This is a genomic window from Enterobacter sp. HSTU-ASh6, assembly GCF_026319105.1.
GTDB lineage: Bacteria > Pseudomonadota > Gammaproteobacteria > Enterobacterales > Enterobacteriaceae > Enterobacter > Enterobacter sichuanensis.
Genome location: NZ_WSPD01000001.1, coordinates 149,096 through 170,347, shown reverse-complemented (window position 1 = coordinate 170,347; position 21,252 = coordinate 149,096). Strand labels below are relative to the sequence as shown.

22 protein-coding genes are annotated in these 21,252 nt (G+C 53.8%); 7 read left to right on the top strand and 15 right to left on the bottom strand.

Annotated features, from left to right (window positions below; all coding sequences use genetic code 11):
* Window positions 1-45 precede the first annotated feature (45 nt).
* The 8 genes from GM298_RS00835 to GM298_RS00800 form a co-directional block, all read right to left on the bottom strand.
* On the bottom strand, window positions 46-219 hold the full coding sequence (locus GM298_RS00835; protein WP_013096478.1) for a GhoT/OrtT family toxin: 174 nt from the start codon (window positions 217-219) through the stop codon (window positions 46-48).
* Between the two features lie 182 nt (window positions 220-401).
* Window positions 402-1,826, bottom strand: coding sequence for an aminobutyraldehyde dehydrogenase (patD, locus tag GM298_RS00830; RefSeq protein ID WP_095440575.1), 1,425 nt, complete (start codon window positions 1,824-1,826; stop codon window positions 402-404).
* A 24-nt stretch (window positions 1,827-1,850) separates the two neighbouring features.
* Window positions 1,851-2,657 (bottom strand): ABC transporter permease, encoded by an 807-nt coding sequence (locus GM298_RS00825; RefSeq protein WP_252086893.1) that lies wholly within the window; start codon window positions 2,655-2,657, stop codon window positions 1,851-1,853.
* Window positions 2,647-3,585, bottom strand: a complete 939-nt coding sequence (locus GM298_RS00820) for an ABC transporter permease (protein ID WP_416347184.1) — start codon at window positions 3,583-3,585, stop codon at window positions 2,647-2,649. The genes GM298_RS00825 and GM298_RS00820 overlap by 11 nt, the downstream gene beginning before the upstream one ends.
* 7 nt (window positions 3,586-3,592) lie before the next feature.
* The gene (locus tag GM298_RS00815; protein WP_266153300.1) at window positions 3,593-4,606 is read right to left on the bottom strand and encodes an ABC transporter ATP-binding protein; all 1,014 of its coding nucleotides are present in this window, start codon (window positions 4,604-4,606) and stop codon (window positions 3,593-3,595) included.
* A gap of 17 nt (window positions 4,607-4,623) precedes the next feature.
* Window positions 4,624-5,769 (bottom strand): putative ABC transporter substrate-binding protein YdcS, encoded by a 1,146-nt coding sequence (gene ydcS / locus GM298_RS00810; RefSeq protein WP_045285054.1) that lies wholly within the window; start codon window positions 5,767-5,769, stop codon window positions 4,624-4,626.
* Between the two features lie 272 nt (window positions 5,770-6,041).
* A complete protein-coding gene (locus GM298_RS00805; protein ID WP_025759115.1) occupies window positions 6,042-7,451 on the bottom strand; it encodes a PLP-dependent aminotransferase family protein in 1,410 nt (469 codons plus the stop codon).
* Between the two features lie 82 nt (window positions 7,452-7,533).
* Window positions 7,534-7,722, bottom strand: coding sequence for a hypothetical protein (locus GM298_RS00800; RefSeq protein WP_032672600.1), 189 nt, complete (start codon window positions 7,720-7,722; stop codon window positions 7,534-7,536).
* A gap of 542 nt (window positions 7,723-8,264) precedes the next feature.
* On the opposite strand from GM298_RS00800, the gene GM298_RS00795 reads away from it, so the two are divergent.
* The 5 genes from GM298_RS00795 to hslJ all read left to right on the top strand — a co-directional run bounded on the left by GM298_RS00795 (window position 8,265) and on the right by hslJ (window position 11,921).
* Window positions 8,265-8,666: a hypothetical protein gene (locus GM298_RS00795; RefSeq protein WP_266153299.1), complete on the top strand. Its 402-nt coding sequence runs from the start codon at window positions 8,265-8,267 to the stop codon at window positions 8,664-8,666.
* Window positions 8,667-8,817: 151 nt separating this feature from the next.
* Window positions 8,818-10,218, top strand: a complete 1,401-nt coding sequence (locus GM298_RS00790) for a cytochrome ubiquinol oxidase subunit I (protein ID WP_266153298.1) — start codon at window positions 8,818-8,820, stop codon at window positions 10,216-10,218.
* The gene (gene cydB / locus GM298_RS00785) at window positions 10,218-11,228 is read left to right on the top strand and encodes a cytochrome d ubiquinol oxidase subunit II (protein WP_266153297.1); all 1,011 of its coding nucleotides are present in this window, start codon (window positions 10,218-10,220) and stop codon (window positions 11,226-11,228) included. Before GM298_RS00790 ends, cydB begins: the two co-directional genes overlap by 1 nt.
* Window positions 11,228-11,356 (top strand): DUF2474 domain-containing protein, encoded by a 129-nt coding sequence (locus GM298_RS00780; RefSeq protein WP_008501283.1) that lies wholly within the window; start codon window positions 11,228-11,230, stop codon window positions 11,354-11,356. The genes cydB and GM298_RS00780 overlap by 1 nt, the downstream gene beginning before the upstream one ends.
* Window positions 11,357-11,483: 127 nt before the next feature.
* Entirely contained in the window at window positions 11,484-11,921 is a 438-nt protein-coding gene (hslJ, locus tag GM298_RS00775; protein ID WP_045285059.1) for a heat shock protein HslJ, read from the top strand.
* On the opposite strand, the gene GM298_RS00770 is transcribed toward hslJ, so the two are convergent.
* Window positions 11,922-12,188 carry a DUF333 domain-containing protein gene (locus GM298_RS00770; protein WP_266153295.1) on the bottom strand — a complete coding sequence of 89 codons (267 nt, stop codon included), beginning with the start codon at window positions 12,186-12,188 and terminating at the stop codon, window positions 11,922-11,924.
* A 271-nt stretch (window positions 12,189-12,459) separates the two neighbouring features.
* Here GM298_RS00770 and nifJ point away from each other — a divergent pair, with 271 nt between their 5' ends.
* Window positions 12,460-15,984 carry a pyruvate:ferredoxin (flavodoxin) oxidoreductase gene (gene nifJ / locus GM298_RS00765; RefSeq protein WP_266153294.1) on the top strand — a complete coding sequence of 1,175 codons (3,525 nt, stop codon included), beginning with the start codon at window positions 12,460-12,462 and terminating at the stop codon, window positions 15,982-15,984.
* A 388-nt stretch (window positions 15,985-16,372) separates the two neighbouring features.
* Window positions 16,373-17,482 carry a porin OmpC gene (gene ompC / locus GM298_RS00760; RefSeq protein ID WP_025759106.1) on the top strand — a complete coding sequence of 370 codons (1,110 nt, stop codon included), beginning with the start codon at window positions 16,373-16,375 and terminating at the stop codon, window positions 17,480-17,482.
* A 336-nt stretch (window positions 17,483-17,818) separates the two neighbouring features.
* On the opposite strand, the gene GM298_RS00755 is transcribed toward ompC, so the two are convergent.
* From GM298_RS00755 to GM298_RS00730, 6 genes are all read right to left on the bottom strand, one after another.
* Window positions 17,819-17,896, bottom strand: a complete 78-nt coding sequence (locus GM298_RS00755) for a hypothetical protein (RefSeq protein ID WP_223239581.1) — start codon at window positions 17,894-17,896, stop codon at window positions 17,819-17,821.
* A 68-nt stretch (window positions 17,897-17,964) separates the two neighbouring features.
* The gene (locus GM298_RS00750; RefSeq protein ID WP_266153293.1) at window positions 17,965-18,387 is read right to left on the bottom strand and encodes a GFA family protein; all 423 of its coding nucleotides are present in this window, start codon (window positions 18,385-18,387) and stop codon (window positions 17,965-17,967) included.
* Between the two features lie 3 nt (window positions 18,388-18,390).
* A complete protein-coding gene (locus tag GM298_RS00745) occupies window positions 18,391-18,588 on the bottom strand; it encodes a hypothetical protein (RefSeq protein ID WP_025759104.1) in 198 nt (65 codons plus the stop codon).
* A gap of 40 nt (window positions 18,589-18,628) precedes the next feature.
* Window positions 18,629-19,078, bottom strand: coding sequence for a hypothetical protein (locus tag GM298_RS00740; RefSeq protein ID WP_025759102.1), 450 nt, complete (start codon window positions 19,076-19,078; stop codon window positions 18,629-18,631).
* Window positions 19,079-19,200: 122 nt separating this feature from the next.
* Entirely contained in the window at window positions 19,201-19,545 is a 345-nt protein-coding gene (locus tag GM298_RS00735) for a DUF1294 domain-containing protein (RefSeq protein ID WP_266153292.1), read from the bottom strand.
* Between the two features lie 90 nt (window positions 19,546-19,635).
* Window positions 19,636-21,159, bottom strand: a complete 1,524-nt coding sequence (locus GM298_RS00730; RefSeq protein WP_266153290.1) for a cyclic diguanylate phosphodiesterase — start codon at window positions 21,157-21,159, stop codon at window positions 19,636-19,638.
* Window positions 21,160-21,252: the final 93 nt, after the last annotated feature.

The following is a 21,252-nucleotide window of genomic DNA, read 5'->3' as shown; positions in this document are numbered from 1 at the left end:
CGTATCTTGAATGCCATATTCATCTTTTAAAAATGGAAGCGTGCTTCAGAAAAGCGAGACCAGCAGCGCAACGGGAAAGCTCATTGGCCAGGTTGACCCCACCAGAAAAGCACTGAGCAGTCGGATACGTTTGCGGTCTTTAGAGAGGAACCAGGTGATTAATGCGCAGATGGAAGCCATGATTGCGTAAAAAACCAACATCTTTTGATACAACGTCATTCTGTATACCAGAGCCGAAAAAATAACCGCACGCAATATGCGTCATATGTTGACACAGATCAAGTTTTTTCGTTACAGAATAACCACTTAAAAATTACGGCTAATAACAATTGAGTATCTTGCTTAACACTCACCACGGACAAAGTGAACGCCCGACCGCGCAAGCGGCCAGGCGCGTAGACTTAGTGCTTAATCATGACGTGCCGGACGACCGTATAATCCTCCAGTCCGTAGACCGACATATCCTTGCCGTAGCCGGATAATTTCATGCCGCCATGGGGCATTTCGCTCACCAGCATAAAATGGGTATTCACCCAGGTGCAGCCATACTGCAGGCGCGCGCTCAGGCGATGCGCGCGGCCCACGTCTTTGGTCCAGACCGATGAGGCCAGGCCATACTGAGAATCGTTCGCCCAGGCCAGCACCTGCGCCTCGTCATCAAACTCGGTGACGCTCACCACCGGGCCAAACACCTCGCGCTGGACGATGGCGTCGTCCTGTTTTGCCCCCGCCAGCAGGGTTGGCTGGAAGTAGTAGCCCGCCCCCTCTTTTTTGCTCCCGCCCGTAACCACGCGGATATGGCCGAGCGCTTTCGCCTCATCGACAGCCTGACAGACGCGTGAAAGATGGGCGGCAGAACTGAGGGGCCCCAACTCGGTATCCCCATCCTCCGGGGCGCCCATTTTGAGGCTGGCTACCGCGGCGCCCAGTTTTTCCACGAGCGCAGCATAGATCCCTTTCTGGGCATAAATACGGCAGGCGGCCGTACAGTCCTGCCCGGCATTGTAGAAACCAAACGTCCGTACCCCTTCGACTACCGCATCCAGGTCGGCGTCATCAAACACGATAACCGGCGCTTTGCCGCCCAGTTCCATGTGGGTGCGCTTAATGGAGGAAGCCGTATGGCCGATGATATGTTCCCCGGTCGCAATCGAACCGGTCAGCGAGACCATGCGGACTTTTTCATGCCCGGTCAGCGGATCGCCGACCGTCTTACCGCGGCCAAACAGCACGTTCAGGACTCCCGCCGGGAAGATGTCCTTTGCCAGCTCCGCCAGCTTCAGCGCCGTCAGCGGCGTAATTTCAGAGGGTTTGATTACCACGCAGTTACCGGCGGCGAGCGCGGGTGCGAGCTTCCAGGCCGCCATCATCAGCGGGTAGTTCCACGGCGCGATAGAGGCCACCACGCCTACCGGATCGCGGCGGATCATCGACGTGTGGCCATCAAGATACTCTCCGGCGGCGAGGCCATTCAGGCAGCGGGCCGCCCCGGCAAAGAAACGGAAAACATCGACCACTGCCGGGATCTCATCCCCCAGAACGCAGTGCAGCGGCTTGCCACAGTTGAGAGATTCAAGCCGGGCAAATTCTTCACCATTCGCCTCGATGGCGTCAGCCAGTTTCAGCAGGCACTCCGCACGCGTTTTGGGCGTGGTCTGCCCCCAGTCGATGAACGCCCGATCAGCGGCCTCTACCGCCGCATTGACCTGGGCCGGTGACGCTTCAGCAATGTCCAGCAGTACCTCTCCGGTGGCCGGATTATAAACCGGCTGCACCTCTCCTTCTCCGGCAACCAGTTCACCCTTAATCAGCAGATGTGTTTGCATAGCATTGTCCTGTTGAAATGAATGTTATTTCCCGCTACCGGCAATATTCTCGCCGTCGCGGGTTAGCCACCAGGCTCCCAGAATGGGGACGGTTGTAACCAGCATCACCAGCAGTGCAACCACGTTGGTGACCGGCACGTCGCGGGGACGCCCGAGCTGGTTAAGCAACCACAGCGGTAACGTGCGCTCGTGTCCCGCTGTAAAGGTTGTGACGATTATCTCGTCAAACGACAGGGCAAACGCCAGCATTCCCCCGGCCAGCAGCGCTGAACCCAGGTTGGGCAGCACAACATAGCGGAAGGTTTGCCAGCCGTCGGCCCCAAGATCCATCGACGCCTCCACAAGGCTCCAGGAGGTGCGTCGGAACCGGGCAATCACGTTGTTAAACACCACCACCACGCAAAAGGTGGCGTGCCCCACCACGATAGTGAAAAAGCCCGGCTCGAGGTTGATGGTTTTGAACGCGGTCAGCAGCGCCAGTCCGGTGATGATCCCCGGTAACGCAATCGGCAATAGCAGCAACAGGGAGATCGCATTCTTGCCAAAAAACGCGCTTCGCCACAGGGCCGCTGCAGCAAGCGTGCCAAGGACAAGGGCAATCGCGGTGGATAACGCCGCAATCTGAAGTGACAACGTCACGGACTCAATAATGTCTCCGCGCCCCGCTGCCACGCTAAACCACTTCAGCGTCAGCCCCTGCGGCGGAAAGCTGAAGGCGGCGTCTTCGGTGTTAAAGGCGTAGGTTGCAATGATCAACAGCGGGAAGTGCAGGAAGATAACGCCTCCCCAGGCTGCCACTTTCAGGAACAGTGGTGCGCGTTCAGAGTGCATCGAATGCTCCCAGGCGTTTCACTAACGCCAGATAAAGCGAAATCAGCACGATGGGCACCAGCGTGAACGCGGCGGCCATCGGCATATTGCCAATGGCGCCCTGCTGGGAATAGACCATATTGCCGATGAAATAGCCCGGCGGCCCCACCAGTTGGGGAACAATGAAATCCCCCAGCGTCAGGGAAAAGGTAAATATCGAACCCGCCGCAATACCCGGAATGGCCAGCGGCAGAACGACGTAGCGAAAGGTCTGGCGGGGTCGCGCCCCGAGATCGGCCGAGGCCTGCAATAAAGACGCAGGCAGGCGTTCCAGCGCCGCCTGGACCGGCAGGATCATAAACGGCAGCCAGATATAGACGAAGACCAGAAACCGTCCCAGCCCGGAGGTGGAAAGCGTGTTGCCGCCAATAGCCGGAAGCGTCAGGAGTGAGGTCAGGATCGGCTCCAGACCCAGATGGCTGAGAAACCACTGCGCCACACCATCTTTCGCCAGCAGCAATGTCCAGGCATAGGCTTTGACGATGTAGCTTGCCCACATCGGCAGCATCACCGCAATGTAGAAAAACGCCTTCCACTTGCCGTGAGTGTATCGCGCCATGTACCACGCCATCGGAAATGCCAGAATAGCGCTGGCAATGGTCACCGCAATCGCCATGGTTAACGTACGCAGGATAATGTCGTAGTTTGCCGGGTTGAAGAGCGCCAGGATGTTCGCCAGAGTCAGATCCGGCGTGACGGTCATGGTGAAGTCATCAAAGGTGTAAAACCCTTGCCACAGCAGGGTCAGCAATGACCCTAAATAGACAATGCCAAACCACATCAGCGGCGCAAGCAGCAGCAGGAACAGCCCAAGCGACGGCTTACGCCAGAACAGTGCGGTTAAACGGCTCAGGCGGCTACGAGAGGGACCAGGATGCGCAACGCTCATCTCCATTTCACCTCTCCTCGTGAAGGCGGATCATCGCCTCGCGTGACCACGACGCCATCACGACCTGCCCCGGCGCAACGCCGTTCAGCGACGAGACGTCACTGACGTTGGCCTGGCTCACCAGCAGTTTTGCGCCATTATCCAGTTTCAGTTCCAGACGCGTGGCGGCCCCCTGGTACTGAACGGCCTGCACGCATCCCTGAACCTGAACGTCACCGCTCTGGTTAAGGCGAATATGTTCCGGACGCAGTGAATAAGCGCCTTCCATGCCGCATATTTTTTGCGCAAGGACCGTATCGAAGACGTTGGACGTGCCAACAAAACCAGCAACAAACGGCGTACGTGGACGCATGTAGAGATCGCGTGGGGTATCCACCTGCTCGATGCGTCCATTATTGAATACCGCCACCCGGTCTGACATGGACAGCGCTTCGCCCTGATCGTGGGTGACGAAAATAAAGGTGATGCCGAGTTCCTGCTGAAGTTTCTTCAGCTCGAACTGCATCTGTTCACGCAGTTTGAGATCGAGCGCACCTAACGGCTCGTCCAGCAGCAACACGCGCGGTTCATTGACCAGCGCCCGGGCGATGGCGACACGCTGACGCTGGCCACCGGAAAGTTGTGAAGGTTTGCGGGCAACGGCAAAGCTCAGATCCACTTTTTCCAGCGCTTCACGAGCCTGCGCATGGCGTTTTTTCTTATCGACGCCTTTTACCATCAACCCGTAAGCGACATTATCGAGGATCGACATATGCGGGAACAGCGCATAGTCCTGGAACACGGTGTTCACGTCCCGCTCCCAGGGCGGCAGCTCGCTCGCCTCTTTGCCGAAGATAGAAATCGTGCCGCCTGACAGCTGCTCAAAACCGGCGATCAGCCGCAGGCAGGTGGTTTTGCCGGAGCCCGAAGGCCCCAGCATGGAGAAAAACTCTCCGTCACGGATTGCAATGGTCACCCCATCCACCGCCCGCACGTCGCCGTACAGGCGGGAAACATTGTTAAACTCTACCGCGTACGTCATGTTCTGCTCCCGGGCGATTAACGGCCACCCATGATGGCGATGTAATCCTGCGTCCAGCGGCTGTAAGGCACATATTTGCCGCCTTCTGCGACCGGCGTTTTCCAGAACATGATTTTGTCGAACTCGTTATACCCGTTTGTTTCACAGCCCTTTTCGCCCAGCAGCGTGCTGGCCTTACACCCTTGCGGGACGACAGGAAGCGAGCCAAACCAGGCGGCCAGATCGCCCTGCACTTTCGGCGTGAGCGACCAGTTCATCCATTTATAGGCGCACATCGGGTGTTTTGCCTGTGCGTGCAGCATGGTGGTGTCTGCCCAGCCGGTCACCCCCTCTTTCGGGAAGACGGTGGCGATGGGCTGGTTCTCGGCCTTCAGGGCGTTCGCCTGATACGGCCACGCGCTGGAGGCCACGACGCCTTCATTTTTAAAATCACTCATCTGGACGGTGGTATCGTGCCAGTAGCGGTGGATCAGCGCATGCTGGTCGCGAAGCACCTTAAGCACGGCGGCATATTGTTCCTCCGTGAGCTGGTACGGGTCTTTGATGCCCAACTGCGGCTGCGTGGCTTTGACAAACAGCGCCGCATCGGCGATGTAAATCGGACCGTCGTAGGCCTGAACGCGTCCCTGATTGGTTTTACCGTCCGGCAGATCCTGTCTGGTAAAGACCACGCTCCAGCTGTCCGGTGGCGTCGGGAAGGTTTTGGTGTTGTACATCAGCAGGTTGGGACCCCACTGATAGGGCGTGCCGTAGACTTTCCCGCCGACGTTAAACCATTCCCCTTTTACTATCCGTGCGTCGAGGGTTTTCCAGTTGGGAATAAGATCGGGGTTAATCGGCTGAACGCGTTTGCCCATGATCAGGCGGAGCGATGCATCGCCCGACGCGGTGACCAGATCGTATCCCCCTTTCGCCATCAGGCTGACCATTTCATCCGAGGTTGCCGCGGTTTTGACGTTTACCGCACAGCCGGTCTCTTTTTCAAACTGGGTGACCCAGTCATAATTTTTATCCGTCTGCCCCCGTTCGATGTATCCCGGCCAGGCAATAATATCCAGCCGGCCTTCCCCGTCGCCAATGGCTTTTGGCGGTTCTGCGGCTTGCGCGGTCATGATCGTCATGCCGAGCGCACACAGGCTGCTGCGGGCAAATTTTTTGCTCATAAGAGTTACTCCTGTCGCAATGAAATTTAGCGGCAGCCGTGCCGTAAAAATATCTCCCTTAATAAACGTAGACCGCGCAAATGCGCCGCACCGTGCGGCTTAAGGAAATTTCATCAAGGTGTGACCGGGGGCGCATTCCCCGTTAACTGGATTATAGACAAGGGGTTAGCCGTGAGAGGCAGTATGCACATTTCGTATGACGCAGCGCGGCGAAATAGTCGCCGCGCCGGTAAAAAGATAAGGAATGATTATTGAGTAAAAGGCGGGAATATTTATTTCAGCATACTGCTAATTAATTTCCCTAACTGTATCACCGCCTGCTCTTCCCGTTCCCCCCAGGCCCAGGAGGTATTAAAACGGAAGAACGGAGTCCACGCGTCAGAGGTGGAAAACATCTTTCCCGGAGCAATGCTGATGTGATGACTCAACGCCTGTTCGCTCAACAGCCCGGCATCCAGCTGGGCCGGAAGTTCGAGCCATAAAAAATAGCCGCTGTCGTTATGGTGAATTTTGACCCCGGCAGGCATATGACGCAACAGCGACTGCCAGGCCTGCTGTTTTCGCTCGGCCAGCGTGCGCCGCAGGCGGCGCAGATGGGCGTCGTAACGTTTGGTCGCCAGGTAATCCACCAGCGCCAGCTGCATCGGAGAGCTGGTGGACAGCGTGCTCATCAGTTGGAGCTGCTGAATGCGCCGCGCGTGCTTTCCTGCCGCCACCCAGCCAATGCGAAAGCCGGCCACCAGACATTTCGAAAATGACGAGCAGTGTAGCGTCATGTCCTGGCGATCCCAGGCTTTCGCCGGAAGCGGCTTTTCACGCCCAAAGTAGAGCTCGCTGTAAACGTCATCTTCAATCAGCGGCACGTTATGCCGGGTCAGCAGCGCGACAAGCTGTGCTTTTTTCTCCGCGCTCAGGGTGAAGCCGAGCGGATTCTGGCTGTTGGTCATGATCCAGCAGGCTTTGACCGGGTAATCATTCAGTGCCTGCTCAAGCGCATTGAGATCGATCCCCTCGCGGACGTCCGTCGCAATCGCCAGGGCTTTCAGTTTAAGGCGTTCCAGCGCCTGCAGCGCACCGTAGAAACAGGGGTTTTCGACAATCACCCAGTCGCCGGGCTCGGTGACCGCCTGCAGGCTGAGATTCAGCGCTTCAAGCGCGCCTGCGGTGATCACGATCTCTTCCGGGGAGATATTCATCCCCTGCTGCGCGTAGCGGCGGGCAATGGCGTGGCGGAGATCGACGTTACCCGGCGGCAGATTCTCAATCACGCTCATCGCCGTCGCCGTTTTGCTGACGTTCGCCAGCGAGCGGTTAAGCTGCTGAAGCGGGAAAAGACGGGGGTCGGGAAACGCGGAAGCAAAAGGCACAACGGAGGGGTCGCGGCTGGCCTGTAAGACCTCGAAGATGTAGGTGTTGATATCCACCGCTTCGTCACGCATGACCTGGGCGGGTGGCGCAGGCTGTTGCGCGGTCGGGCGCGAGGCAACGTAATAGCCCGACTGCGGTCTGGCGACAATGCGCCCCTGACTTTCCAGCATCTGATACGCGTGGCCAACGGTCATAAAACTCATGCCGCTGCTCGCCACCTGCTCTCGCAGGGAAGGCAGCTTATCGCCCGGCAGCCAAACGCCAAGTTCGATCTGCGAGATAATTTGTTGCGCCAGACGCTGGTATTTTTTCATCAGATTCTCCTTATGACCGACAGTGTATATCAGCAGGAGAAAAAGAGAAGATTTAGCTAACTGTTATAGTTTGCTTAATGAATTACTTACGGTAACCGGTAACGTGGTTCTGCGCCTGACGCGCCGCGGCCAGATGGTCCAGCGTAATCATTGGCGATTTGCAAAAGATGCATTTCGCGCCGTAAGGGTTTTTCTCAGACACATCAAAGGCTGAGGTACGGTACTGCGAGCCATGACAGCAAGGGCAGCGAAAATGGATATAAGAAGTCATAGGATTCTCCTGTAAACGTAAAAACGTAAAATTACTCATGAGCCGATCAGGCGACAGTGGTTTGAAACAAAACTAATCGGAATGTAGATAAAGACCCAAGAGAGGCTGCGGAGAGGCACAACGTGATGAGAACTGCTTTATAAAACTACGTCAGATATTTATTTGGACTCAAAACCAGAAGATCATTACGCACGATGCTGACGACAAAGCAAGCGGTTTTATGCGGAAAATTCATAAAAATACTGATTAAAAAAGCGTTGCTCGTATTACTGTCGGATATTGATTAAACATATAACTATAGCACAAGCATAACCCTATGAAATATAAATATTTTACATGGCATCTTTTGCCTAAAAGTCTTGCCCGCTCTCAAGTACTAAGTTACGCAAAAATACCAATGACTTACTTGAGAGGAGTAATAGTCGCGAATACGAGAATTTTGGCAATTTTCATTATGGTGCGGTGGGTACTGCGGCTGGTATGGTTCCCGCCTTTTGGGGATGATCCGACTGATCAACAATGGATAAAATGCGGAATAGACTATGCAACAAGAACGGGGTTTTAAAAAACGCTATATTCTCATACCTGTATTATTTGCACTTGCCTACGCCGGATGGGTTTTCTGTTTTATGAATTTCCCTGTCGAACACGAGTTACGTTCAAAAGTGAAAGTCAATAACTGGGCTGTATTGTATGTCACTCAAGCTAATGCCGGAGCCATGACATCATACACCTATCACTACTATTTACTGGATGCAAAAACAAAAGAGGCAGAATTTTTATCGCATATTAACCAGGCCACGCCATTCATGGTGACTAACGATCCTGAAGTGAAAATCGATGTTAAAGACGACGGTGTATATCTGCATGTTCGTGGGGACGTATACTTTTTCCATAATACGTCTAAACTCGCCAATATTCTTCTGGATGCCTCCCCCTACTGATGGCGATAGTGGTTCATTGATATTCCATGCATGAGGAAATGTACACAATAGACTGGAAACTGTTATAGCAAAATAGGCCGGGTCTGTCTCTGCAACCCAGAGCAGACGCGGCTTAGAATGGCATCGACATAATTACATCGCGGAGTTTTGCATGTTTGGTTTAGATGCTTTTCACCTTGCACGGATACAGTTTGCCTTTACCGTATCCTTTCACATTATTTTCCCGGCAATCACCATCGGTCTCGCCAGCTATCTTGCCGTGCTCGAAGGCCTGTGGTTAAAAACAAAAAATCCGGTCTGGCGCTCGCTGTACCATTTCTGGTCGAAGATCTTTGCGGTTAACTTTGGCATGGGCGTGGTCTCCGGGCTGGTGATGGCCTACCAGTTTGGTACCAACTGGAGCGGGTTTTCACAGTTTGCGGGCAGCATTACCGGTCCGCTGCTGACCTATGAAGTGCTCACTGCTTTCTTCCTCGAAGCCGGGTTCCTCGGGGTGATGCTGTTCGGCTGGAACAAAGTCGGGCCGGGGCTGCACTTTTTCTCCACCTGTATGGTGGCGCTGGGGACCATCATCTCCACCTTCTGGATCCTCTCCTCAAACAGCTGGATGCAGACCCCGCAGGGCTATGAGATCGTCAACGGTCAGGTGGTACCGGTGGACTGGTTCGCCGTGGTATTTAACCCCTCCTTCCCTTATCGCCTGCTGCATATGTCGATAGCCGCGTTTCTGAGTAGCGCCCTGTTTGTTGGCGCATCCGCGGCATGGCACCTGCTGCGCGGGAATAATACCCCCGCTATTCGCGCGATGTTTTCGATGGCGCTGTGGATGACGCTGATTGTCGCCCCCATCCAGGCCCTGGTTGGCGATATGCACGGGCTGAACACCTTAAAGCACCAGCCGGCGAAAATTGCCGCCATTGAAGGCCACTGGGAAAACCCACCCGGTGAGCCTACCCCGCTGCTGCTGTTCGGCTGGCCGGATATGGAACAGGAGCGCACCCGCTTGGGGCTGGAGATCCCCGCACTCGGCAGCCTTATCCTGACGCACAGCCTGGATAAACAGGTTCCGGCACTCAAAGAGTTTCCCAGGGAAGACAGGCCTAACTCCACCATTGTCTTCTGGTCATTCCGCATCATGGCGGGCCTGGGCATGCTGATGCTGCTGCTTGGCGTGACGGCACTCTGGCTGCGCTACAAAAAGCGCGTTTATTCTTCCCGTCCTTTCCTGTGGTTTGCCCTGCTGATGGGGCCATCCGGGTTGATGGCTATTCTGGCGGGATGGGTAACCACCGAAGTGGGCCGCCAGCCGTGGGTGGTCTACGGCCTTCAGCGCACGAAGGACGCGGTCTCCGCCCATGGCGATCTGCATATGAGCGTGAGTTTGCTGGCTTTCTTCATCGTTTACACCTCGGTGTTTGGCGTGGGTTACAGCTATATGGTGCGTCTCATCCGCAAAGGCCCGCAGCCGCATGAATCTTTCGCCACCGACTCCGATGGACGTCCGGCGCGCCCGCTTTCTGCCGTCACAACTGAACATAAGGAGCAGCCATAATGGGTATCGATCTTTCCCTTATCTGGTTTGTCATCATCGTCTTCGCCACGCTGATGTATATCGTCATGGACGGCTTTGATCTGGGGATTGGTATTTTATTCCCGGCCACGCAAAACGCCGACGATCGCGATGTGATGGTCAACAGCGTCGCGCCGGTCTGGGACGGGAATGAAACCTGGCTGGTCCTTGGCGGGGCCGCCCTGTTCGGCGCGTTTCCGCTAGCCTACGCCGTGATTATTGATGCCCTCACCATTCCGCTGACATTAATGCTGATCGGTCTTATTTTTCGTGGCGTAGCGTTTGAGTTTCGTTTTAAAGCCACGCCAGCGCACCGTCCGTTCTGGGACAAGGCGTTTATAGGCGGTTCCATTCTGGCGACGTTTACCCAGGGTATAACGGTCGGCGCGGTCATTAACGGCTTTACCGTCACCGGCCGGGCCTATACCGGCGGGCCATTTGACTGGTTTACCGCGTTTAATCTGTTCTGCGGTGCGGGGCTGGTCGTCGCGTATGCGCTGTTAGGCGCGACCTGGCTGGTGATGAAAAGCGAAAATCCCCTGCAACAGCGGATGCGTGAGGTGTCGAAAATGCTGTTACTCGTGCTGCTGGCGTTTATTGCGGCGATCAGCCTCTGGACGCCACTGGCGCAGCCGGCCATCGCCGCGCGCTGGTTTACGCTGCCGAATCTGTTTTATCTGCTGCCCGTCCCGGCGCTGGTAGTGATGTTGAGCCTGTATCAATGGCGCAGTCTGAGTAATCCCGACAGCCATAATCGTCCGTTCGTCCTGACGCTGGGGCTGATATTCCTCGGCTTTAGCGGGCTGGGGATCAGCATCTGGCCACACATCATTCCGCCGTCAATCACCCTGTGGCAGGCCGCCGCGCCGACGCAGAGCCAGGGCTTTATGCTGGTGGGCGCGCTGTTGATCATTCCCGTTATCCTGGTCTACACCTTCTGGAGTTACTACGTATTTCGCGGCAAAGTTCAGCATGGGGAGGGTTATCACTGATGCAACAACCGGTCTGGAAAAGATTACTGTGGCTGGCCATTATCTGGGGCGGCAGCGTACTCGCGCTGGCTGCTGTCAGTATGCTCTTTCGCATGTTGATGACAGCAGCAGGGTTTAAATCACACTAACGTTATTCCGGGCAGCCGTCGCGTTGCCCGACATCTCCCCCGCACTTTCAGATAAACCCCATTAACCCACGCTGGCGTATCGTTACACTGGAAACAGATTCACGGTATTTATAGTTTGAGAAGAAAAATGAAAAAGCTCATGGCGTTAAGTGTTATCAGTCTTGTCCTCACCGGCTGCGTTAATCCGGGTAAAGCTTCCGTTCAGCCGGAACAGCTCACCAGCCACCGCTTTGTGCTGGAAAATGTGAACGGTAAGGCCGTGAAGAACACGACGACGCCACCTGAGATCAGTTTTAACGCACTGTCAGATATCAGCCTGGTTAATAACATCAGCGTTTCAGGCGCAATGTGTAACCGCTTCAGCGGACAGGGGAAATTGTCCGAAGGCGAGCTGAAGGTGAAAACGCTGGCCATGACGCGCAAGCTCTGTACTGAACCACAGCTTAACGAACTGGATCAGGCCATCGGCGACATGCTGCGCAAAGGGGCGCAGGTCGACCTGACTGAAGACCAGTTAACGCTGGCGACAGCCGATAAAACGCTGATGTTTAAGCGTGCAGACTAATCAGTAATTACCGCAGGTTCCAACGGCAAGCGACTGTTCACTACAGCGTTTGCCATTTGGCAAGGCGCACATCCCAATAGCCGAACCATCGAGCTGGCGGGCCACCGACAGCGAACCGCCAATCATCGCGCAGTTAGCCTGACCGGAGCTGGACATCGCGGCTTTCATTCCCGGTGCCACGTGAGCGGCCGTTGCCTGCTGGACAGGTTCACTGCTGCATGCCGACATCAATAATGCGGCACACCCTACCAAAAACGCTGAGCGCATGCTCTCTCCCCCATGAATAATGCGAAACCTATGCATAATAGGCATCCCATCCCGTGTCGTCGAGATCGGAAGTGCGTATTTATGCGCTTCTGAAACAAATTCTCGCAATTTTTCTGCCAAAAGTTTGATCTACTCATTGATGTAAAGAATAACGAGGACACAAAAGCGAAAATCGAAAAATCCCCTGTTTGCTAGAATACACAGATAATATTCAGGGTTTGTTGCCGTAATACAGACCCCTATTTTTTGCGCAATGTAAGGGTGTTGTCCTATGCAAACTATTGACGGTAATGGTGCAGTTGCCTCAGTCGCGTTTCGCACCAGTGAAGTTATCGCCATCTACCCGATTACGCCAAGCTCCACCATGGCTGAGCAGGCAGATGCCTGGGCTGGTAACGGGTTAAAAAACGTCTGGGGCGATGTCCCAAGAGTGGTTGAAATGCAGTCCGAAGCCGGTGCGATTGCGACGGTACATGGCGCACTGCAGACCGGCGCACTTTCCACGTCCTTTACCTCTTCTCAGGGATTGTTGTTAATGATCCCGACGCTGTACAAACTTGCGGGTCAACTGACCCCCTTCGTTCTGCATGTTGCTGCACGTACCGTTGCCACCCACGCGCTCTCTATTTTTGGCGATCACTCTGACGTGATGGCCGTGCGCCAGACCGGTTGCGCCATGCTGTGCGCCAGCAGCGTTCAGGAAGCTCAGGACTTTGCCCTCATTTCGCATATCGCCACACTCAAAAGCCGGGTTCCGTTTATTCATTTCTTTGATGGGTTCCGCACCTCGCATGAGATCAATAAAATCGTCCCGCTGGCTGACGATACTATCCTGAATCTGCTGCCGCAGGCGGAGATCGACGCCCATCGCGCCCGTGCCCTTACCCCGGAACACCCTGTTATTCGCGGGACATCGGCAAACCCGGATACTTATTTCCAGTCTCGTGAGGCCACTAACCCGTGGTACAACGCGGTGTACGACCATGTTGAACAGGCGATGAATGACTTTGCCGCTGCCACCGGCCGGGAATATAAGCCGTTTGAGTACTACGGCCATCCGCAGGCAGAGCGCGTTATTGTGCTGATGGGTTCAGCGATTGGTACCTGCGAGGAAGTCGTGGATGAACTGCTGACGCGCGGTGAAAAAGTTGGCGTGCTGAAAGTGCGTCTCTATCGCCCGTTCTCGGCGAAACATCTGCTCTCTGCGCTGCCGGAAAGTGCACGTGCCATTGCGGTGCTCGATCGCACCAAAGAGCCGGGCGCGCAGGCGGAACCGCTCTATCTGGATGTGATGACGGCCCTGGCAGAAGCCTTTAATCAGGGCGAGCGAGAAACGCTACCACGCGTGATCGGGGGTCGCTATGGTTTGTCCTCCAAAGAGTTCGGACCAGACTGCGTGCTGGCGGTGTTCAACGAACTCAGCGAAGCGAAGCCAAGGCCGCGCTTTACCGTCGGCATCTATGACGATGTGACGAATCTGTCCCTGACCTTACCGGAAAACACCCTGCCCTCGACGGCCAAACTTGAGGCGCTGTTCTACGGTCTCGGCAGCGACGGGAGCGTCTCCGCGACCAAAAACAACATCAAAATCATCGGTAATTCGACGCCATGGTATGCGCAGGGGTACTTTGTCTATGACTCCAAAAAAGCCGGTGGTCTGACCGTTTCCCACCTGCGCGTAAGTGAACAGCCTATCCGTTCTGCCTATCTTATTTCTCAGGCTGACTTTGTTGGCTGCCACCAGCTGCAGTTTATCGATAAATACCAGATGGCAGAGCGCCTGAAACCCGGCGGTATTTTTCTCCTGAATACCCCATACAGCGCAGAGGAGGTCTGGGCGCGCCTGCCGCAGGAGGTTCAGGCGGTGCTTAATCAGAAAAAAGCCCGCTTCTACGTGGTTAACGCGGCGAAAATTGCCCGCGAATGTGGCCTGGCCGCGCGTATCAATACCGTGATGCAAATGGCCTTCTTCCATCTGACCAACATTCTGCCGGGTGACAGCGCGTTAATGGAACTGCAGGGGGCGATTGCCAAAAGCTACAGCAGTAAAGGTCAGGAACTGGTAGAACGCAACTGGCAGGCGCTGGCGCTGGCCCGCGAGTCGCTGTTTGAGGTCCCGCTACAGCCGGTCAATGCCGCAAGCCCGAACCGTCCTCCGGTAGTGTCCGATGCGGCGCCTGATTTTGTTAAGACCGTAACGGCGGCGATGCTGGCCGGGCTGGGCGATGCCCTGCCCGTCTCGGCGCTACCGCCGGATGGCACCTGGCCGATGGGCACCACCCGCTGGGAAAAACGCAACATCGCCGAAGCGATCCCTGTCTGGAAAGAAGAGCTGTGTACGCAATGCAACCACTGTGTGGCGGCCTGCCCGCACTCTGCCATTCGCGCCAAAGTGGTTTCACCCGAAGAGATGGAGTCCGCCCCGGCCAGCCTCCACTCGCTGGACGTGAAATCCCGCGATATGCGCGGACAGAAATACGTACTGCAGGTCGCACCGGAAGATTGCACCGGCTGTAACCTGTGCGTTGAGGTCTGCCCGGCGAAGGATCGGCAGAACCCGGACATCAAAGCCATCAATATGATGTCGCGTCTGGAACACGTCGAAGAAGAGAAAGTGAATTATGACTTCTTCCTGAGTCTGCCGGAAATCGATCGCAGCAAACTGGAACGTATTGATATCCGGACTTCACAGCTGATCACCCCGCTGTTCGAATACTCCGGTGCCTGCTCCGGCTGTGGGGAAACGCCGTATATCAAGCTGCTTACCCAACTGTACGGTGATCGGATGCTGATTGCCAACGCGACCGGCTGTTCATCTATCTATGGCGGTAACTTGCCCTCCACGCCGTACACCACCGACGCCAACGGTCGCGGACCGGCCTGGGCGAACTCACTGTTTGAGGATAACGCCGAGTTTGGTCTGGGCTTTCGCTTAACCGTCGATCAGCACCGTGCCCGCGTGATGCGCCTGCTGGACCAGTTTGCCGATAACATCCCCGTTGAGCTGAACGCGGCGCTGCACGCTGAAGCCACACCGGAGGTTCGTCGCGAGCAGGTCGCAGCACTGCGCAATGCCCTGAAGGGCGTAGAAGGAGCACAGCAGTTGCTGACTGACGCCGACGCCCTGGTTGAAAAATCGATCTGGCTGATTGGCGGCGACGGCTGGGCCTACGACATCGGCTTCGGCGGATTGGATCACGTGCTGAGCCTGACCGAAAACGTCAACATCCTGGTGCTGGATACGCAGTGTTATTCCAATACCGGCGGCCAGGCATCGAAAGCCACGCCGTTAGGCGCGGTCACGAAATTTGGTGAACACGGTAAACGCAAAGCACGTAAAGATCTTGGTGTGAGCATGATGATGTATGGCCACGTTTACGTCGCGCAAATCTCGCTGGGCGCACAGCTTAACCAGACAGTAAAAGCGATTCAGGAAGCGGAAGCATACCCCGGCCCGTCGCTGATCATTGCCTACAGCCCTTGCGAAGAGCATGGATATGACCTGGCGCTTAGTCACGATCAGATGCGACAGCTGACGGCGACCGGTTTCTGGCCGCTCTACCGGTTCGACCCACGCCGTGCGGACGAAGGGAAATTACCACTGGCGCTGGATTCGCGTCCGCCGTCAGATGCCCTGGCCGAGACGTTAATGCAGGAACAACGCTTCCGTCGCCTTAACGCTCAGCAGCCGGAGGTGGCTGAACAGCTCTGGAAAGATGCCGCTGCCGACCTGCAAAAACGGTATGATTTCCTCGCGCAAATGGCGGGTAAAGCCGAAAAATCGACCAGCGACTAGTTTCTCTGCCCGGCTTGTCCGGGCATTTTTTTGCCATAAAAAAGCCCGGTATTTTCACACCGGGCGCATCCAGATAATTAATGAATATCTATTTAGTTTCCTGAATAACATTCATGGGAATTATGGATAAATAATCTTAAAGGCATATAACGCCGCTAAGATTAACGTAATTTAGTTCAGTTTAATAATTTTAATTTAATATACTTAACCTTAAAACATTCATCAAACCAATGATCATTACTGCTGATTTATTCGGTTTAGATTTTACTTAATTAGTAACAATTATAATTTATTACTCTTACTCAGGAGTGATTTAGCATGAGACAACTTTCTGATTCGGGAAGTTCAACAGGTTATTAAATAAAAACAACCGCAAAGGAATATCATAATGCAAAGAAAAGTACTGGCCCTGATGATTCCGGCTCTGTTAATGGCTGGCGCAACGCATGCAGCAGAGATTTATAATAAAGACGGCAATAAATTAGATCTGTACGGAAAAGTAGATGGTCTGCACTACTTCTCCGACGATAAAGGCGCTGACGGGGATCAAACCTACATGCGTCTGGGCTTCAAAGGTGAAACCCAGATCAACGACATGATGACCGGTTATGCACAGTGGGAATACAACATTCAGGCCAACAACACAGAAGGTTCAGATAATCAGTCCTGGACGCGTCTGGCCTTTGCCGGCGTAAAAGTGGGTGATTATGGCTCCTTCGATTACGGTCGTAACTACGGTGTTCTGTACGACGTGGAAGGCTGGACCGATATGCTGCCGGAGTTTGGTGGCGATTCCTACACCAAAGCCGACAACTTCATGACTGGCCGTGCCAACGGCGTGGCAACTTACCGTAATACCGACTTCTATGGTCTGGTACAGGGCCTGAACTTTGCGCTGCAGTATCAGGGCAAAAATGAAGACGCCAGCAACAATCAGGAAGGAACCAACAACGGTCGCGACACGCGTCACGAGAACGGCGACGGTTTCGGTATCTCCACCACCTATGACTTTGGCATGGGCATCACCGCGGGCGCAGCCTACACCTCTTCTGACCGTACCAACGAGCAGGTGATGAACACGACCGCCGGTGGCGACAAAGCGGATGCATGGACTGCGGGTCTGAAATATGACGCCAATAACATCTATCTGGCGGCAATGTACTCTGAAACCCGCAATATGACCCCGTATGGTGATAACACCGACGCCGTGGCGAATAAAACCCAGAACTTCGAAGTGACCGCGCAGTACCAGTTCGATTTCGGCCTGCGTCCGACCCTTTCCTACCTGCAGTCTAAAGGTAAAGACCTGGGCAACGGCCAGGGTGACCAGGATCTGGTTAAATACGCTGACATCGGCGCGACTTACTACTTCAACAAAAACATGTCCACCTACGTTGATTACAAAATCAACCTGCTGGATGAAGATGACAGCTTCTACAAAAACAACGGCATCGGTACGGATGATGTCGTCGCGTTAGGTCTGGTCTACCAGTTCTGATTGCCAGAGCCCGCATCACGGTGCGGGCTCGCCAGTTTTTGACGTGCGTCGCAAAAAAGGCATTCCAGAATGCCGTGGTTGACTGTAGGTTGAGATAAATGTAATTAAACTAAGCTGAAAGCCTTTACCCACTAAGGATAATAGCGTTGTTTAATCGAGTATCCCTTACCGTCCTTGCCCTTTTAGCGCTGCTATGGATGGCATTAATTTTTGATTTTGCTGATATTGTCGGGCATCTTGGCGCGCTGTTAAATCACCTGGATGGCAGCTAGCCGTATTGCCTGGCAAATAAAAAGCCACCAGCAGTGCCGGTGGCGGATAAACGCAGCTGTTGCGTTATTTTTTCACAGGTTGTGGCTTTTTATCCCCTGATTCCGGGGCCTCACGCGGATCGTCTTTTTCAACACAGAGCATAATTTCTCCTGTTTCAGTTAACCACTCTCCACTATAGCCCGGCTCTTTAAAGAGTGGCCAGGCGGCAATTACACCTGACCCGTCCCTTTCTCACGAAAAGAGAGATAGCCAAACACCCCGCTTTCCCCATCCATGGGATGGTTAACACCGTCCATCACCGTGACCTCCGGGAAATCAAAGGGAGAAACGTTTTCTAAACAGGCGACATTCACGCCGTATTCATTGGGATTGGAGCGCCGCTGATGAAACGTGTAAATCCCGCACACCGAGCAGAAGAAGTGTCGCGCCGTTCCCGTATTAAAGCGGTACTCGGTGAGCTTACCCTGACCTTTCGTCACCGTAATCCCCGACAGCGGCGCGGAGACAACGACCGCGCCCCGCATTCGACAGAAGGAACAGCTGCAGCGCCGCGCGGTGTTCAGGCCATCAGAGAGCTCAACGGTGAATGCCACCGCACCGCAATGACACTTTGCATGACGTTTTTCAGCCATTGGCTATACCCCTTTTCTTACCAGTTCGGCAGCTTTAAGGAAAACCTCATCTTCAACACCATCGCCTTTTTGCCTGCCAAGCCTGACGAGTTCATCAACAATGCTATCGCGATGGATCGGTGTTTGTGCTGAAACCAGCCCAATAACCGCGGCCCCAATCGCCAGCCCCACTAGCCCTGTTTGTTCATCGTTATTCATCATGCGCATGCTCCTGGTACAATCCACAAGCTTAGCAGGATTTTTAAAAACGCGGCGTCAGCCCGTATTTTGGCGTTTTAATATTGGCGGCCCAAATTTTGATATCGTTTTGCAGGAGGATAGTGAAATCAGATTTCAGATGCGTCACCATCTCATTGACGCTCTGTGCATCGATCACAGAAAAATGCTCAATTTTGTTTCGCCCGACCTGAACACAAAAATATTTTGCCGGCAGCACTTTACCGTTAACGTTGAGCAGTGGTTTATTCTCGCTGCATTGCCCTTCAGTGATATAGGACACCAGCAAATTGGCAGAACGCCGCTCGGGTTGAGATATGCTGACCATGACGGGGAAACCCTCAGAGGTTTGCGTCATGTCATAAAGCACCGCATTCTTCAGATACCAGGTATTATATTCCCGCTCCTGAAAAGCAGACCAGCAAGGTGCAGAAAAGGCCACCAGTACTGCCAGTGTAATAGAGGCTATTTTCATGGGATGTTGTCGTCCGTGTTGTTGCACATATTATTCAGATTGTGCAAAAAACAGCAACCCCTCAAAAATAACCCTACCACTATTGGCAGTGAAGGAGAGTTAATAAGCGACCTGCACTACGCTCAAACAGGAGAAAAAGGGAAGAAATGGTAAGCAGCCGCCATCACCGCGATGCTGATAACGACGCTGATAAAAAAACAGGTTTTAAAAGGCTGTTTTTGGGTTTTATGGCGAAAGAGTTGTTGGCCTACAATGGCGCCAGGCCAGCCGCCCGTCACGCCGAAGATCAGCAACGTGGCTTCCGGGATCCTGCGCATCCCTTTACGCGCCGCTATTTTATCCGCGCCATACATGGCCATCGTCAGCACATTGATCAGCAGAAACCAGATAACCAATGGATTCGGGGTCAACAGACTGCCGATGGCAGCGAAAATCAGGAGTAGATAGTAAAAGCGATTGAGCGTCATTGTTTTGGCCACGGGCGGTTAAACGTTTTGGAGGTCGCATTATAGCTAAAATAGAAGGAGTTTAATTCTGTAAAACAGCGTGGATAAACCTCATTCCACCATTACCTTCACTTTCGGCTTCGACAACAGGACTTTTACCAGTTCCTTAAACGGCGTGGGTTTGTAGAAGTAAAAACCCTGTAAAAACTTAATGTGATTTCGGGTGAGATAATCAAGTTGCTCTTGTGTTTCAACCCCTTCCGCCACAATACTGATTGACAGTTTTTTTGCCAGTTCCAGTACCGAATCCAGTATCACGGTTGAGTCCTCACTGGCATTCACCCTCGCCACAAAGCTTTGGTCGATTTTGATGTAATCAATGTGCAGATCCTGCAGGTAGGACAAACCTGAATATCCCGTTCCAAAATCATCCAGGGCAATGGCAAACCCTATCTCATGCAGCGCATTCAGGGTCTTCACGAGATGTTCATCAACATGAAGCGGTTCACGCTCGGTCACCTCAACGACAAGGTTAAGATCCTGTCGAACAAAGCAGCGTTTGTAATGCAGACACTCATCAACAAAAGTGGAGGAGACGATGTGAGGCGCACTGAAGTTAATACCGACATGAAACCCTTCGGGCAGCAACGTTGAGATTGAATTCATATGCGCAGCAACCTGGCGCATTAAGCTCTGGGTTAAGGGAATGATTAAACCAGATTTCTCCGCAAGAGGAATAAATGAAGCGGGAGAGATAAACCCTGACTGCGGATGCTTCCATCTGGCCAGCACTTCTACCCCGCGCAACGATCCCTCTTTACCGCTCACCACGGGCTGGTAATAGGGAATGATTTCATCTCTGTCTATGGCGGTGCGCAGCGACTCTGCCGGGGAAACGTCCTTAGAACGATATCGCTGAAGAAGATACGCAGAAAAAGCGGAGATAAGCAGCAGGAATAACAGCACCCCGCCCGCCCGATTGAATAATCTCGTCAGGCTAAAAAATGGCGGAGAGTTAAATTCAATTGAGAAAGGATAATCAGATGCTTTAACCGCTAAAATCTCGTTATTTGAAGGTGCAGCTGTCGCCACATCGCCCGACAAACCTAAAAGACGATTGCCGACGCGTAGTGAATATTTCACGCCATTTAATGGCATATCCAGGGCATCCCGAACATGGCTGTCGCTGATGCTCACCATCACGCGGCTTCCGGCATGATGCGTTTGATAGAGGAAAACAGGCAGGCCGTTGACGGTACTGCCGGAAGGAACCAGTAGCAACGTTGTTTCAGGTAGCATAGAGCTGTTGACCAGCAGTACGCGGTTTCCCGGCAACGAGGAGCACCAGACCGCATCATTTTTCAAAATAACGATCGTTCTGAGATGAGGCTGTAGCGCTGCCTCAGTCCCTAGCCGATACTGCCCTTCCACATCACACTCATGCTCAGCAAGCTGCATCGCCATCTGGCTGGCATGATGCGCCTCTTTAAGAATGACAGTCATATTCCTGACGACATAATTGGCCCCGGCAAGGCTGTCAGCTCGTGCAGAATACCAGACCTGTAAATTGATAATCAAAACGCCCAGGATAAAAATTGTCGTGGCTGCAGCTAAGGGGATAGATGCATGGCGCATTTAAGGTTCTCGACCAGAGTGGAATTGTTATCGTCTTAAGCATGGTTGATAAACAAAGAAATACCATATAAGGGATCGGTAATTTTCTCTCAA

Coding starts and splice junctions, on each gene's coding strand:
- hslJ (WP_045285059.1), top strand. CDS start 11,484: ATGAAAAAGCTCATGGCGTTAAGTGTTATCAGTCTTGTCCTCACCGGC.
- GM298_RS00790 (WP_266153298.1), top strand. CDS start 8,818: ATGTTTGGTTTAGATGCTTTTCACCTTGCACGGATACAGTTTGCCTTT.
- GM298_RS00745 (WP_025759104.1), bottom strand. CDS start 18,588: ATGATGAATAACGATGAACAAACAGGGCTAGTGGGGCTGGCGATTGGG.
- patD (WP_095440575.1), bottom strand. CDS start 1,826: ATGCAAACACATCTGCTGATTAAGGGTGAACTGGTTGCCGGAGAAGGA.
- GM298_RS00770 (WP_266153295.1), bottom strand. CDS start 12,188: ATGCGCTCAGCGTTTTTGGTAGGGTGTGCCGCATTATTGATGTCGGCA.
- GM298_RS00815 (WP_266153300.1), bottom strand. CDS start 4,606: ATGACGTACGCGGTAGAGTTTAACAATGTTTCCCGCCTGTACGGCGAC.
- GM298_RS00820 (WP_416347184.1), bottom strand. CDS start 3,585: ATGAGCGTTGCGCATCCTGGTCCCTCTCGTAGCCGCCTGAGCCGTTTA.
- GM298_RS00755 (WP_223239581.1), bottom strand. CDS start 17,896: ATGCTCTGTGTTGAAAAAGACGATCCGCGTGAGGCCCCGGAATCAGGG.
- GM298_RS00805 (WP_025759115.1), bottom strand. CDS start 7,451: ATGAAAAAATACCAGCGTCTGGCGCAACAAATTATCTCGCAGATCGAA.
- GM298_RS00735 (WP_266153292.1), bottom strand. CDS start 19,545: ATGACGCTCAATCGCTTTTACTATCTACTCCTGATTTTCGCTGCCATC.
- ompC (WP_025759106.1), top strand. CDS start 16,373: ATGCAAAGAAAAGTACTGGCCCTGATGATTCCGGCTCTGTTAATGGCT.
- GM298_RS00780 (WP_008501283.1), top strand. CDS start 11,228: ATGCAACAACCGGTCTGGAAAAGATTACTGTGGCTGGCCATTATCTGG.
- GM298_RS00730 (WP_266153290.1), bottom strand. CDS start 21,159: ATGCGCCATGCATCTATCCCCTTAGCTGCAGCCACGACAATTTTTATC.
- GM298_RS00795 (WP_266153299.1), top strand. CDS start 8,265: ATGCAACAAGAACGGGGTTTTAAAAAACGCTATATTCTCATACCTGTA.
- GM298_RS00750 (WP_266153293.1), bottom strand. CDS start 18,387: ATGGCTGAAAAACGTCATGCAAAGTGTCATTGCGGTGCGGTGGCATTC.
- GM298_RS00835 (WP_013096478.1), bottom strand. CDS start 219: ATGACGTTGTATCAAAAGATGTTGGTTTTTTACGCAATCATGGCTTCC.
- nifJ (WP_266153294.1), top strand. CDS start 12,460: ATGCAAACTATTGACGGTAATGGTGCAGTTGCCTCAGTCGCGTTTCGC.
- GM298_RS00800 (WP_032672600.1), bottom strand. CDS start 7,722: ATGACTTCTTATATCCATTTTCGCTGCCCTTGCTGTCATGGCTCGCAG.
- GM298_RS00740 (WP_025759102.1), bottom strand. CDS start 19,078: ATGAAAATAGCCTCTATTACACTGGCAGTACTGGTGGCCTTTTCTGCA.
- cydB (WP_266153297.1), top strand. CDS start 10,218: ATGGGTATCGATCTTTCCCTTATCTGGTTTGTCATCATCGTCTTCGCC.
- GM298_RS00825 (WP_252086893.1), bottom strand. CDS start 2,657: ATGCACTCTGAACGCGCACCACTGTTCCTGAAAGTGGCAGCCTGGGGA.
- ydcS (WP_045285054.1), bottom strand. CDS start 5,769: ATGAGCAAAAAATTTGCCCGCAGCAGCCTGTGTGCGCTCGGCATGACG.